We start from the raw sequence: 13,135 nt of genomic DNA on the forward strand, positions 1-13,135 counted from the left end.
GCAAATAAATATGAGTCATACTTTGGATAATAGCTACGCGAGGGCAAAAACGGCAAGACCATCGCAATTTTTGACGATTCCCATTCGAAGCGCCGGGTCGTAACGGCTTGCCCGCGTTGTCGGGTCGCTGGGAGAGCGGCCTCGTTTCGCGTCCCAGGCGATTCTTCCCTCGCGAAATAATCTTCTTTCAGGTTTGATCGTGCAACCTGAAGGCTATCTATAGCGCGCTGAGGGAGTGGGTATTGTACGGTGCAAGACTTTTGTTGGGTCGCGTCTGGGTTGTTGTGCCTCGCACCACTTGCGGATGTACCCACCCTCCCCTGTCGGAACGGTCAGGCCGTTTCCCCGACGGTCAGAGGCGTGCGCGTCAGATAGGAGGCGATCGCTTCGGGCGGCATGGGCCGGGCGAAGTGATAGCCCTGGAAGACGGTGCAGCCGATGGCCTTGAGATGTTCCAATTGCTCCGCCGTCTCGACGCCCTCGACGATGCAGATCAGGCTCATGTCGCGGCACAGGGCAATGAGGGATCTGACGATCTTGCTCGAATTGTTGTCGGTGCCCAGGTCTTTTACGAAGCTCTTGTCGATCTTGACCTTGTCGACCGGCAGGCAATTGAGATAGCTGATGCTCGAATATCCCGTGCCGAAATCGTCGATCGAGATCTGAATCCCGATCTTTTTGAGCATATTGACGTGTTCGACGGCGGTGTCCGCATTCGACATCATCGCGGTCTCGGTGATCTCCATGTCGATGCGGCGCGGATCGAACCCGCTGGCGGCGATCACCGCCATGAGGGCACGGATGTTCTCGGCGCTGGCGACATCGTGAGCGGAGAGATTGAACGACAAGCGGATCGGGGGCGGCCAGGTCGTGGCGACTTGCAGGGCCTTGCGCAGGAGGATGGGCGTGAGCCCGGTGATGAGCCCGGCTCTTTCCGCCGCCGCGATGAAGGTCGCCGGTGCGACGGCCCCCAGCGTCGGGCTCGTCCAGCGCGCCAACCCCTCGAAGGCCAGGGGACGCCCCGTCGCCGCCTCGACGATGGGCTGGAAGACGAGATGCAGTTCCTTCTCCAGATCGGCGGTCCGGAGCGCGGCCTCGATGGCAGCCTGTTCCTTGATGAGGTCTTCGTGACGTTGGCTCGACATCACGATCCGGCCGCGCCCCAGGCGCTTGGCATGATACAGGGCGTGGTCGGCCCGGTCGTAGAGCCGCTCGGGCGTCTGCTCCCGGTCCGTCAACACGGCGAAGCCGATCGAGCCGCTGACCGTCAGCACGACGTCGTCCAGTCGGATCGGTTGCCGCAAGGCGTGTAGGGCGCGCTCGCCGAGGGCCACGAGGAACTCCTCGGAAAGGGCGCCCTGTACGATCAGGGCGAATTCATCGCCGCCGAGGCGACAGGCGATGGCGTCATCGCCGAGGGTCGCCCGCAGCCGCCGGCCGACTTCCCGCAGGACGCCGTCCCCGATTCGATGGCCGTGCAGATCGTTGATCTGCTTGAAGCCGTCGAGGTCGATGATCCCGATGGCAAGTTTCGGTTCGCCGGGCGCAAAGCCTTCGAAGAGGGTGGCGAGTTCGGAGAAGAAATGCCGTCGGTTCGGCAGATCCGTCAGCATGTCGATATTGGCCAGGCGCCGATTCTCGCGGCTCAGATGTTCCGTCTTCGCATGCTCGCGCGCGATCGAGTCCCTTGCCTCGACCAGGTTCGCGAACTCCCGCGTATAGCTCTGTGTCGCGAAGACCATCGCGGCCGTGACGACGGTGATGTTACAGGCGATCGCCCAGGCGCTGCTCGTGTCCTGGCTGAGCAGCATGCACAAACAGGGGATCGTGATCAGGCAGACCATGATCAGGGCCGCCGACCGCAGCTGCATCAGGCAGAAGAAACTGCACATCGCCGATGAAAGCATCGAAAGGATGAGCATCATCCTCGTGTCTTGATCGCCGTAATGATAAAGCGCAAAATTTATCGCGATATAGATCGCGGTCATGCCGAAGAGCCACTTCTGGGCTCTTGCAAGAATGGCCGCGGCAGCCTCGGCCGTGAGATCGTCGTCGCGATGTTTGATCCACCATGCCGCGCGCAGGAGGCTTGCCGATGGTGCGAAAATGCCAAGGAGCAAGCACAGCCATCCCGGCGCTTGAGGCGAGAACACGTAAGCGATCGCCATCTTGCTGGCGCCGACGGACAGGTAGAGGGCGGGCATCTTGTGGGCGAAGGCACGGAACTGCGCGAGTGCCAAACTTGATGAGGTTATCTCCTGGCTGAATGTTGTATTGGCACCGGGCATTGATCGATGTGCCTTGGAAAGCAGTTTAGGCTTGGATCACCTCACGATCATTTGAAGGTTTTCTCGAAAATCCGCATCTGTAGAGCTGGATTCCTGCAATTTTTGATGTGGATAATTCGGTAAAATCCAATGAAGCTCGCCCTTCGTGCGAGGATTTCGCGGCCTTGAGAGGGCGCGCGCCCGGGCACAGGGTGCAGATCTCTCCCGCGAAGCGCCGTCGGCTGCTTGTGAGGCGGCGTCGCCAGGAACATCTGGCCTGGCCGCGGGCCTGCCTTCGTGGCGGGCCCTCCCCGCGCGGGCCAGCGACGGCTGCGGCGATCCGGACGCCACGCCGTCTGCTCCGGCGTGCCCGAACGGCCCTGATCGCGCGTCCCCGATCGTACGTCCTGCCCGGGCCTCCCGGCCTAGGTCGTGATCTCGGAAATCGCCAATGTCTCGGCGCGCTGGACATGCGAGAGGCTGGCCTGGAAGGCGGTCTCGCCGTCGCGGGCCCGGATCGCGGCCACGATGCGCCGCATCTCCTCGGGGCCGTCCGTGGCGCGGCCGGGCGTGGCGATCGTGATCGAGCGCAGATGCGTGATGCGCATGTGCAGCGCCGACACGATGTCCCAGGCGATCTCCCGGCCGCTCGCCAGGAACATGCGCTCGTAGAACTCGGCGGTCGCTTCGAGGATCAGGGCGGCATCGTTGGTCGCGTAGCCATGGGCGATGCGGAGCAGCCGCGCGTCCAGCACGTCCGCCACCGCCGGCGCGTCCGGGCTCTCGGCGCAGCCCCGGGCGGCCAGCGCCTCCAGATAGCCGCGCACCTCGTAGATCTGGCGCGCCTGCGCGCGGGTGAGCACCGCGACGATCGGGCCGCGATTGGGAACGATCTCGACGATGCCCTCCGCCTCGAGGTGCCGGAGCACCTCGCGGACGACGGAGCGGCTGACGGCGAGCTGGTCGCAGAGCTCGCGCTCGACCAGGCGGTCGCCGGGCTTGAAATGCTGGTCGAGGATCGCCCGGCGCATCTTGTCGAGCGTCATCTCGCGCAGCGACTTGGTTTCCCGCTCGACCCGTAAGATCCCCGCCACCATCGAAGCCCGCTTCCTGCCTCGCTCGCCCCCCGCGACGCCTCATGGCGAGGGCGCGGGCGGGTGCCCAGACGTCACATAGCATACCGAATCGGTGCGGCCCCGCCTGGTGTGCGGCAGACGGACCGCCCTGCCCGTTCCGATAGGCTGGGCGGTAGCCGGCCCGCAAGCGCTGACCTTCGGACCGGGCTCCGATCCGTGGGCGCTGCAAAAGTTTTGTGCATGGCAATAATTTCATCGGTCCGGCTTTGTGCCGAATGGACTGATTTATATTGCGGTTTCTTGAGAAATTTCTGCAGGGAACACTTTGTGCGCTGCAATGTGGATGAGAAATTGAGCAAAATGATGCGCAAAACGCCTTGCAGTCTTATGGTATACCGTAATACGGCTACGCCCATCGCAGGGAGTTGCCCGTGTCGTCGATCCGCAAGCTCGTCGCTTATCAAGAGACCACCTTCATCGAGGGCGGACGCTCCGCCCCAAGGCCGCTCAAGCTGTTCGGCGTCGCCGCCGTCCTGAAGAATCCCTGGGCCGGCCGCGGCTTCGTCGAGGATCTCCGGCCCGAGATCCGCAGCATCGCGCCGGAACTCGGCGCCCTGCTGACCGCCGAGATCATCCGCGCCGTCGGGTCCGGCGAAGCGGTCGAGGGCTACGGCAAGGCCGCCGTCGTCGGCACGGATGGCGAGGTCGAGCACGCCTCGGCCCTGATCCACACCCTGCGCTTCGGCAATCATTACCGGCAGGCGGTCGGGGCCAAGAGCTACCTGAGCTTCACCAACACCCGCGGCGGGCCCGATTGCCCGATCGTGATCCCGCTCATGCACAAGCACGACGAGGGCATGCGCTCGCATTACCTGACCGTGCAGTTCTCGATCCTCGATGCGCCGGCTCCCGACGAGATCGTGGTCGCCCTCGGCGCCTCGGTCGGCGGCCGCCCGCATCACCGCATCGGCGACCGCTATCAGGACCTGCGCGAGATCGAGGCGGGCGATGCCTGAGGTCGCCTCCCGAAGCGTCCCGACCGGCGGCACGGGGCGGCGCACCCTGATCGTCTCCGCAGGCGCGGAGACGGGCGCGACCCCGATCCTGTTCATCCACGGGGTCGGCCTCGACCATACCGTGTGGCGGCCGCAGATGGCGGCCTTCGCCGGACAGCGTCCGGTCCACGCCTACGACATGATGGGGCATGGCGGCTCGGACGGCCCCGCGGGCAAGCCGGAGCTGGCGGATTACGCCGCCCAGCTCGTCGGCGTGCTCGATGCCTTGAAGATCGGGCGCGCCCACCTCGTCGGCCATTCCATGGGGGCGATGGTGGCGCTGGAAGCGGCTCTGTCGCATCCGGAGCGGGTGGGCAGCGTCACCGCCCTCAACGCCGTCTATCGCCGCAGCGCCGAGCAGAGTCGGGCGGTCCTGCGCCGGGTCGAGGCTCTGGAGGCGGGCGAGGCCGGCCCCGGCGTCGAGACGACGCTGGCACGCTGGTTCGGCTCTCCGGTGCCGCCGTCTCTCGCCGAGGAGGCGGAACGGATGCGGGCCCTGCTGGAGCGGGCCGACGGGCGCGGCTACGCCCTGGCCTACCGGGTCTTCGCCACCGCCGACGCCGCCTATGCCGAGCGTCTCCCGGGCCTGTCGGTGCCGGCTCTGTTCATGACCGGCCAGCACGATCCCAACTCGACCCCGGACATGACGCGGGCCATGGCCGCGGCGGTTCCCGGCGCCCGGGGGCTCGTCCTGTCGGGCGAGCGCCACATGATGCCCCTGGTCGGGGCAGCCCGGGTCAATGCCGAGATCGCCCGTTTCCTCGCCGGCCTCGAGACGCAGGAGCCGGCCGCGGCCCCGAAGCGCTTCCGCAACGCGCTGGGCGCCTTCGCCACCGGCGTCACCGTGGTGACGACGCTGCAGGAGGATGGCGAGCCGCGGGGATTCACCGCGAACTCGTTCAGCTCGGTCTCCCTCGATCCGCCGCTCGTCTCGATCTGCATCGCCCGCACGGCGTCGAGCCATCCGGTGTTCAAGGCGGCGCCGCGCTTCGCCGTGAACATCCTGGCCCAGGATCAGCGCGACGTCTCCGGCGTCTTCGCCTCCAAGCGGCCCGACAAGTTCGAGCAGGTGGCCTGGGCCTCCGGCGCCACCGGCTCGCCGGTCCTGGAAGGCTGCGCGGCCTGGTTCGATTGCCGCCTGCATCAGGTGGTGGCGGCCGGCGACCACGACATCCTCATCGGCGAGGTGGTGGATTTCGACGGCAGCGGCCGGATGCCCCTCGGCTATTGCCGGGGAGCCTATGTCGAGTTCGGCCTCGCCCAGGAGGCCGTGGCCGCGGCCGCGCGCTCCATCGAGGTCAAGGCGATCCTCGAAGCCGAGGGCGAGATCCTTCTGGTCGAGGCGGCCGACGGGACGCTGTCCCTGCCCGCCGCGCACCACCTGGAGCCGCTTTCGGATCCGACCAGCCTCCACGGCAAGCTCGCGGAGCTGGGCGTGGCGGCGGAGCTCGGCTTCCTGTTCGCGGTCTACGAGGATCCGGGTGCGCCCGGTGCGCCGACCTCAATCGTCTATCGCGGCGCCTTCTCCGGCACGCCGGGGCGCGGCACGCGGCTGTGGCCGGTGACGGAACTGGCCGATTGCCCCGTGCGGGATCCGGCGAGCCGGACGATGCTGGAGCGCTACGCCCGCGAAAGCCGGGAGAACGCCTTCGGCGTCTATTCGGGCAATGCCTCCGAGGGCCGGGTCTACGCCCTCCGGCACGATTCCGCAGCCTGAGCCCGGCTGCCGCTCGCAACGCCCCGCTCGCGAGGAGCGGGGCGGACCAGAGATGACGAGACCCGGCCCTTACCGATCTGGGCATGGCTCTCGCGTTCCGAAGCCGAGGCCGACATGAAGTTCTCTCTCTTCGTCCATATGGAGCGCTTCGACGACGCGCAGCCCCATGCCGCGCTGTTCGACGAGCTGACCGATCTCGTGCAGACCGCCGAGCGGGGCGGCTTCGAGACGGCCTGGATCGGCGAGCACCACGGGATGGAGTTCACGATCGCTCCCAACCCCTTCATCAATCTCGCCTATCTCGGCGCGCGCACCGCGCGCATCCGCCTCGGGACCGGCACGGTGATCGCGCCGTTCTGGCACCCGATCCGGCTGGCCGGCGAGGCGGCGATGACCGATCTCGCCACCGGCGGCCGCCTCGATCTCGGCATCGCCCGCGGCGCCTACAGCTTCGAATACGAGCGCCTGATGCCCGGCCTCGATGCCTGGGGCGCCGGCCAGCGGATGCGCGAGATGATCCCGGCGCTGCGCGGCCTCTGGGCGGGCGATTACACCCACGAGGGCGAGTTCTGGCGCTTCCCGAAGACCACGTCCGCGCCCAAGCCGGTGCAGCGGCCGGAGATCCCGATCTGGGTCGCGGCGCGGGACCCGAACTCCCACGCCTTCGCCGTCGAGAACGGCTGCAACGTTCAGGTCACGCCCCTCGCCTCGGGCGACGGCGAGGTCGAGACCCTGATGGGCCGCTTCAACCAGGCCTGCGCCAACGCCCCCGCGGTGCCGCGCCCTCAGATCATGCTGCTGCAGCACACCTTCGTCTCGGACTCGCCCGAGGAGACCGCGCGGCTGAGCCAGGATCTGAGCCGGTTCTACTGCACCTTCGGCGCCCTGTTCCAGAACAAGCTTCCCATCGAGCAGGGCTTCCTGCGCGGGGTCGATGCCGCGGTACAGGCTTCCATGCCGCAATACGCGCCGGAGACCATCGCCCGGAACCTCGTCATCGGCGAGCCCGAGGCGGTCGTCACCCGCCTCAAGGCCTACGAGGCGATGGGCTACGACCAATACGCGGTCTGGATCGACAGCGGCATCGAGCACGCGCGCAAGAAGCGCTCGCTGGAGCTGTTCATCCGCGACGTCATGCCGGCCTTCGCGTGAGCACCCCCGCCATGCTGCCCACCTTCCGCGCCTATATCGACGGCGCCTTCCCCGAGCCGGCCGCGACCTTCGAGAGCCTCGATCCGGCGACCGGCCGCCCCTGGGCGCGGATGCCGGCGGCGAGCCCCGCCGATGTCGACGCAGCCGTGCGGGCCGCCGACCGGGCCCTGCGCGATCCGGCCTGGGCCGACCTCGTGCCGACCCGGCGCGGCGCGCTCCTGATGCGGCTCGCCGACCTCGTCGCCGCGCGGGCGAGCTATCTCGCCGGGCTCGAGACCCGCGACACCGGCAAGATCATCCGCGAGACCCGCAGCCAGATCGGCTACGTCGCGGAGTATTACCGCTATTTCGGCGGCCTCGCGGACAAGCTGCACGGCGCCCACCTGCCGGTCGACAAGCCGGACATGGAGGTGTTCACCCGGCGGGAACCGATCGGCGTCGTCGCCGCGATCGTCCCCTGGAACTCCTCGCTGTTCCTCTCGGCGGTCAAGCTCGGGCCGGCCCTGGCGGCGGGCTGCACCGTGGTGCTGAAGGCCTCGGAAGAGGCGCCCGCCCCGCTGCTCGCCTTCGCCGAGCTGGTCCACGAGGCCGGATTCCCGCCGGGCGTGGTCAACATCGTGACCGGCGACGCGGCGGGCTGCGGCGCGCCGCTGACGCGCCATCCCCTCGTCGCCCGCGTCGCCTTCACCGGCGGCCCCGGCACCGCCCGCCACATCGTGCACAACACCGCCGACAACCTCGCGGCGACCTCGCTGGAGCTCGGCGGCAAGTCGCCGGTGCTCGTCTTCGCCGATGCCGACCTGGAGAGCGCCGCCAACGCGGTCGTCGCCGGCATCTTCGCCGCCGCCGGCCAGAGCTGCGTCGCCGGCTCGCGCCTGCTGGTCGAGCGCCGCGTGCACGACCGCTTCGTCGCGATCCTGGCCGAGAAGGCCCGGGCGATCCGCCTCGGCGTGCCGGAAGACCCCGAGACCGAGGTCGGCCCGCTCGCGACCGCGCGCCAGCGGGCGCATATCGAGACGGTGGTGGAGGCGAGCCTCGCGGCGGGCGGCCGCCTCGTCGTGGGCGGCGCGCGGCCGGAGGGCTTTTCGGAGGGCTTCTACTACCTGCCGACCATCATCGCCGACGCCCGGCCCGACACGCCCTGCGCCGCCGAGGAGCTGTTCGGTCCGGTCCTCACGGTCATTCCGTTCGAGGGCGAGGACGAGGCGGTCGCGCTCGCCAACGACTCGCCCTTCGGCCTCGCCTCGGGCGTGTTCACTGCGAACCTGACGCGGGCCCACCGCTGCATCCGGCGGCTGCGCGCGGGCATCGTCTGGGTCAACACCTATCGGGCGATCTCGCCGATCGTGCCGTTCGGCGGCTTCGGCCTCTCGGGGCTCGGACGCGAGGGCGGGCTCGAATCGATGCTCGACTACACCCGCACCAAGTCGGTCTGGATCCGCACCTCCGACGACCCGATCCCCGACCCGTTCGTGATGCGCTGAGGAGGAGCCGGTGATCTACGAGATGCGGACCTACCGGCTCAAGACCGGCACCGTCCCCGCCTACCTCAAGCTCGTCGGCGAGGAGGGCATCGCGATCCAGCGCGGCCATCTCGGCAACCTCGTCGGCTACTACGCGACCGAGATCGGTCCGCTCAACGAGATCGTCCATGTCTGGGGCTACCGGGACCTCGCCGACCGCGAGAGCCGCCGGGCCGCGCTCGCCGCCGATCCGGCCTGGACGGCCTTCCTGCCCAAGATCCAGGCGCTGATCGAGACGATGGAATCCAAGATCCTCCGGGCCGCTCCGTTCCACCCGTAGCCGGCCCGAACCCACCACGAAGACGAACCGCTCAGCCGGACACCGCAACCAGCCACACGCATCACAGCCAGAGGGGGCCAGTATGAAGCGCAGGACCATCATCGGCATCGGCGCCGCACTCGGAGGCGTCGCCCTTGCGGCGCTGCCGGCCGCATCCCTGCTGCCGCCGGCCATGGCGGCGGCGGGCAGTCTGGTCTTCACGAGCTGGGGCGGCACCACCCAGGAGGCGCAGAAGACCGCCTGGGTCCGGCCCTTCACCAAGGCCAGCGGCGTCCGCGTGCAGATGGACGGCCCGACCGATTACGGGAAGCTCAAGGCCATGGTCGAGAGCGGCAATGTCGGCTGGGACGTCGTCGACGTCGAGTACGACTTCGCCGCCCAAGCCGCCCGGGACGGGCTGCTGGAGCCGATCGATTTTGCGGTGGTCAAGCGCGACGCGCTCGATCCCCGCTTCGTGACCGATCACGCGGTCGGCAGCTTCTACTACGCCTTCGTCCTCGGCTACGGCACGAAGGCCGTGCCGGCGGCGCCGAAGGGCTGGGCCGACCTGTTCGACACCAAGACGTTCCCGGGCAAGCGCACCTTCTACAAATGGTCGGCGCCGGGCGCGCTGGAGATCGCGCTCCTGGCCGACGGCGTGGCGCCGGACAAGCTCTACCCGCTCGACCTCGACCGGGCCTTCGCCAAGCTCGACACCATCAAGTCCGAGATCATCTGGTGGTCGGGGGGCGCGCAGTCGCAGCAGCTCCTGGCCTCCGGCGAGGTGGCGCTGGGCCAGTTCTGGAACGGGCGCATCGCCGCCCTGGAGCAGGACAAGCAGCCGGTCGGGATCGCCTGGGAGCAGAACCTCACTACCGCCGACATGCTGGTGGTACCCAAGGGCAGCCGCAACAAGAAGGCGGCGATGGAGTTCCTCGCCGCCGCCACGGACGCGAAGGAACAGGCCGATTTCGCCGCCGCCACCCGCTACGCCCCGATCAATCTCGGCTCGGCCAAGCTGATGGATCCCGCGATCGCCGAAACCCTGCCGGATCGGCACAAGGCGTCTCAGATCAACCTCAACATGGAATACTGGGCCAAGAACCGCGAGGAGATCGGCAAGCGGTGGTACGCGTGGCAGGCCCGGTGATGGGCCCGATGCGAAACGGAGCCGCCACCATGACCCTGGCACGGATGCAGCGGGCCCTGCCGTTGCCAGGGGCGCCCCCTGCCTGGACCCGGCGCCTGCGCGGTCTCGGCGCGGTCCTCCCCGCCCTCGCCCTCGTCGCCCTGCTGTTCGTCGTCCCGGTCTTCGGGCTGCTCCTGCGCAGCGTCACCGAGCCGGCGCCGGGCCTGGGCAACTACGCGACCTTCTTCGGCGGCACGACCTACCTCAAGGTTCTGGGCAATACCTTCCTCGTCGCCGGCCTCGTCACCGCCGCGACCCTCGTCATCGGCTTCCCGACGGCGTGGTTCCTGGCCATCGCGCCGCGCCGGGTGGCGGGACTCCTCACCGGCATCGTCGTCCTGTCGATGTGGACCAACCTGCTGGCGCGGACCTATGCCTGGATGGTGCTGCTCCAGGGAACCGGCCTGATCAACCGGGCCCTGATGAGTCTCGGCCTGATCGCGGCGCCGCTCACCCTGACCAACAACCTCGTCGGCGTCACCATCGGCATGACCTACATCATGCTGCCCTTCATGGTGCTGCCCCTGGCCTCGGCCCTGCGGGCGATCGATCCGAGCGTGCTCCAGGCCGCCTCCCTGTGCGGCGCCACCCGGTGGCAATGCCTGACCCGCATCCTGCTGCCCATGGCCTCGGGCGCCATCGCCTCCGGTGCGCTGATGGTGTTCGTGATGTCGCTCGGCTACTTCGTCACGCCCGCGCTGCTCGGCGGCACCGCCAACATGATGCTGCCCGAACTGATCGCGCAGCTCGTCCAGTCGCTGCTCGACTGGGGGCTGGCCAGCACCGCCGCGACCATCCTGCTGGTCCTCACCCTGATCCTCTACACGATCCAGATCCGGTTCTTCGGAACCCGCGGCGCGGCCTGAGGAGGGACGGATGCTTCTCACCTATTCCCGCCTCGGGTCCCTGCGCTTCGTGCTCGGCGGCATCGGCCTCGCGGTGGGGTTGTTCCTGCTCCTCCCGATCCTGGTGCTCGTCGCGCTGTCCTTCGGCGACTCGCAATGGATGCAGTTCCCGCCGCCGGGCTGGACCCTGCGCTGGTACGCGGAATTGCTCGACGATCCGGACTGGATCTTCGCCTTCCTGACGAGCCTGCGGATCGCCGCCTGGGTCACGGTCCTGAGCGTGCTCCTCGGTCTCGCGGCCTCCTTCGGCCTCGTGCGCGGCCGCTTTCCCGGCCGGGAGGCGGTGCGGGCGCTGTTCCTGATGCCGATGATCCTGCCGGTCGTCGTTCTGGCGGTGGCGCTCTACGCCCTGTTCCTCAGGCTCCAGCTCAACGGGACGGAGACCGGCTTCGTCCTCGCCCACCTCCTCCTCGCCCTGCCCTTCTCGGTGATCGCGATCAGCGGCGCCCTGGAGCGCTTCGACCCGGCCATCGAGGATGCCGCCGTGCTGTGCGGCGCCTCGCCCCTCGAAGCCAAGCTCTGCGTCACCCTGCCGGGGATCATGCCGGGCATCGCCACCGCGGCGCTGTTCTCCTTCCTCGCCTCCTGGGACGAGGTCGTCGTCGCGATCTTCATGGCCAGCCCGGACATCCAGACGCTTCCGGTCCGGATCTGGGGCGTGCTGCGCCAGGATCTTTCCCCCGTCGTCGCCGCCGTCTCGACGCTGCTCGTCGCGCTCACGGCCGTGCTGATGCTGCTCTCCGCCGCGCTGAAGAAGAAGGACCTCCGCGCATGAGCGCTTCCTCCGGCCATCCCTTCCTCGCCATCCGCGGAATCCGGCGCAGCTACGGCGCGGTGGTGGCGGTCGAGGCGGTCAGCCTCGACATCGCCCGCGGCGAGTTCGTGACCTTCCTCGGGCCCTCCGGCTCCGGCAAGAGCACGACGCTCTACGTCATCGCCGGCTTCCAGGAGCCGAATGCCGGCGACGTGCTGATCGAGGGGCGCTCGATCCTGAACACGCCCTCGAACAAGCGCAACATCGGCATGGTGTTCCAGCGCTACACCCTGTTCCCGCAGATGACGATCGCCGAGAATGTCGGCTTCCCGCTCAAGGTCCGGCGCTGGAGCCGCGCCGACATCGACGCGCGGGTCAAGGCGATGCTCAAGCTCGTGCATCTGGAGGCCTATGCCGACCGCAAGCCGGCGCAGCTCTCCGGCGGCCAGCAGCAGCGGGTCGCGCTGGCTCGGGCGCTCGCCTACGAGCCGCCGCTCCTGCTGATGGACGAGCCGCTCTCGGCCCTCGACAAGAGCCTGCGCGAGGAGCTCCAGCACGAGATCAAGCGGGTCCACCACGAGACCGGCGTGACCATCCTCTACGTGACCCACGATCAGGAGGAGGCCCTGCGCCTGTCCGACCGGATCGCCCTGTTCCGGCAGGGGCGGATCGAGCAGCTCGGCACCGGGCGCGATCTCTACGACGCGCCCTCCTCCCGCTTCGTCGCCGGCTTCATCGGGCATTCGAACTTCATGCCCTGCCGCATCGACCGTCGGCTCGGCGGTGCGGGGGACGGGGCGATCCTCCTCGCGGACGGGACGTCGCTCGAAGGGCTGTCGCTGGCGGCGATGCCCGCGCAGTGCGAGGCCGGCGTGCTGATGGTCCGGCCCGACGCGATCCGGCTGCACGCTCCCGACAACGCCCCGGCGGGGGCGATCTTCGGGACCGTCGACGAGGCGAGCTTCTGCGGCGAGGCGATGCAGTACAGCGTCGCCACCGCCTGGGGCGACAGCGTCACGGTGCGCATTCCCTGCGATGCCGGCCGCGCACGGGTGGGCGAGCGGGTCGCCCTGGCCTGGCGGCCGGAGCAGGCGCAGATCTTCCCGAACTGACCCGGTCTCGGGCCGGCCCGACCCCCCGCGGCCGGGCCGGCCGCCGCTGTTTCGGGACGAGGACGCGGGCACCGCGCCAGCGGGCGGGCCTTCGATGGGGCACGCACGCCTCCCGGCCTCTCTCAT

At 68.6% G+C, this 13,135-nt stretch carries 11 protein-coding genes; 9 read left to right on the top strand and 2 right to left on the bottom strand.

From position 1 onward, the window contains the following. Positions 1-332 precede the first annotated feature (332 nt). A complete protein-coding gene (locus MFF21_RS12620) occupies positions 333-2,288 on the bottom strand; it encodes a putative bifunctional diguanylate cyclase/phosphodiesterase (protein ID WP_238311464.1) in 1,956 nt (651 codons plus the stop codon). A gap of 404 nt (positions 2,289-2,692) precedes the next feature. After that, complete coding sequence (locus MFF21_RS12625; RefSeq protein ID WP_238311465.1) at positions 2,693-3,364, bottom strand: GntR family transcriptional regulator; 672 nt, start codon at positions 3,362-3,364, stop codon at positions 2,693-2,695. Between the two features lie 404 nt (positions 3,365-3,768). On the opposite strand from MFF21_RS12625, the gene MFF21_RS12630 reads away from it, so the two are divergent. The 9 genes from MFF21_RS12630 (at position 3,769) to MFF21_RS12670 (ending at position 13,009) form a co-directional block, all read left to right on the top strand. Next, complete coding sequence (locus MFF21_RS12630; protein WP_238311466.1) at positions 3,769-4,359, top strand: amino acid synthesis family protein; 591 nt, start codon at positions 3,769-3,771, stop codon at positions 4,357-4,359. Beyond that, positions 4,352-6,115, top strand: coding sequence for an alpha/beta fold hydrolase (locus MFF21_RS12635; RefSeq protein ID WP_238311467.1), 1,764 nt, complete (start codon positions 4,352-4,354; stop codon positions 6,113-6,115). The genes MFF21_RS12630 and MFF21_RS12635 overlap by 8 nt, the downstream gene beginning before the upstream one ends. 114 nt (positions 6,116-6,229) lie before the next feature. Further along, the gene (locus tag MFF21_RS12640; protein WP_238311468.1) at positions 6,230-7,267 is read left to right on the top strand and encodes an LLM class flavin-dependent oxidoreductase; all 1,038 of its coding nucleotides are present in this window, start codon (positions 6,230-6,232) and stop codon (positions 7,265-7,267) included. 14 nt (positions 7,268-7,281) lie between these two features. Further along, positions 7,282-8,751, top strand: coding sequence for an aldehyde dehydrogenase (locus MFF21_RS12645; RefSeq protein ID WP_238311499.1), 1,470 nt, complete (start codon positions 7,282-7,284; stop codon positions 8,749-8,751). Positions 8,752-8,761: 10 nt separating this feature from the next. Then, positions 8,762-9,070 carry an NIPSNAP family protein gene (locus MFF21_RS12650; RefSeq protein ID WP_238311469.1) on the top strand — a complete coding sequence of 103 codons (309 nt, stop codon included), beginning with the start codon at positions 8,762-8,764 and terminating at the stop codon, positions 9,068-9,070. Positions 9,071-9,242: 172 nt separating this feature from the next. Then, on the top strand, positions 9,243-10,199 hold the full coding sequence (locus MFF21_RS12655; protein WP_238311500.1) for an ABC transporter substrate-binding protein: 957 nt from the start codon (positions 9,243-9,245) through the stop codon (positions 10,197-10,199). Positions 10,200-10,243: 44 nt separating this feature from the next. Beyond that, on the top strand, positions 10,244-11,104 hold the full coding sequence (locus MFF21_RS12660) for an ABC transporter permease (RefSeq protein WP_238311501.1): 861 nt from the start codon (positions 10,244-10,246) through the stop codon (positions 11,102-11,104). A gap of 10 nt (positions 11,105-11,114) precedes the next feature. Then, the gene (locus MFF21_RS12665) at positions 11,115-11,918 is read left to right on the top strand and encodes an ABC transporter permease (protein WP_238311470.1); all 804 of its coding nucleotides are present in this window, start codon (positions 11,115-11,117) and stop codon (positions 11,916-11,918) included. Further along, a complete protein-coding gene (locus MFF21_RS12670; RefSeq protein ID WP_238311471.1) occupies positions 11,915-13,009 on the top strand; it encodes an ABC transporter ATP-binding protein in 1,095 nt (364 codons plus the stop codon). Before MFF21_RS12665 ends, MFF21_RS12670 begins: the two co-directional genes overlap by 4 nt. Positions 13,010-13,135 lie beyond the last annotated feature (126 nt).

Source organism: Methylobacterium organophilum, from assembly GCF_022179465.1.
GTDB classification, from domain to species: domain Bacteria; phylum Pseudomonadota; class Alphaproteobacteria; order Rhizobiales; family Beijerinckiaceae; genus Methylobacterium; species Methylobacterium organophilum.

Excerpts from the sequence above, each read along its gene's own strand:
- MFF21_RS12625 (WP_238311465.1), bottom strand. The coding sequence starts at position 3,364 with ATGGTGGCGGGGATCTTACGGGTCGAGCGGGAAACCAAGTCGCTGCGC.
- MFF21_RS12635 (WP_238311467.1), top strand. The coding sequence starts at position 4,352 with ATGCCTGAGGTCGCCTCCCGAAGCGTCCCGACCGGCGGCACGGGGCGG.
- MFF21_RS12620 (WP_238311464.1), bottom strand. The coding sequence starts at position 2,288 with ATGCCCGGTGCCAATACAACATTCAGCCAGGAGATAACCTCATCAAGT.
- MFF21_RS12660 (WP_238311501.1), top strand. The coding sequence starts at position 10,244 with ATGCAGCGGGCCCTGCCGTTGCCAGGGGCGCCCCCTGCCTGGACCCGG.
- MFF21_RS12665 (WP_238311470.1), top strand. The coding sequence starts at position 11,115 with ATGCTTCTCACCTATTCCCGCCTCGGGTCCCTGCGCTTCGTGCTCGGC.
- MFF21_RS12655 (WP_238311500.1), top strand. The coding sequence starts at position 9,243 with ATGGCGGCGGCGGGCAGTCTGGTCTTCACGAGCTGGGGCGGCACCACC.
- MFF21_RS12670 (WP_238311471.1), top strand. The coding sequence starts at position 11,915 with ATGAGCGCTTCCTCCGGCCATCCCTTCCTCGCCATCCGCGGAATCCGG.
- MFF21_RS12640 (WP_238311468.1), top strand. The coding sequence starts at position 6,230 with ATGAAGTTCTCTCTCTTCGTCCATATGGAGCGCTTCGACGACGCGCAG.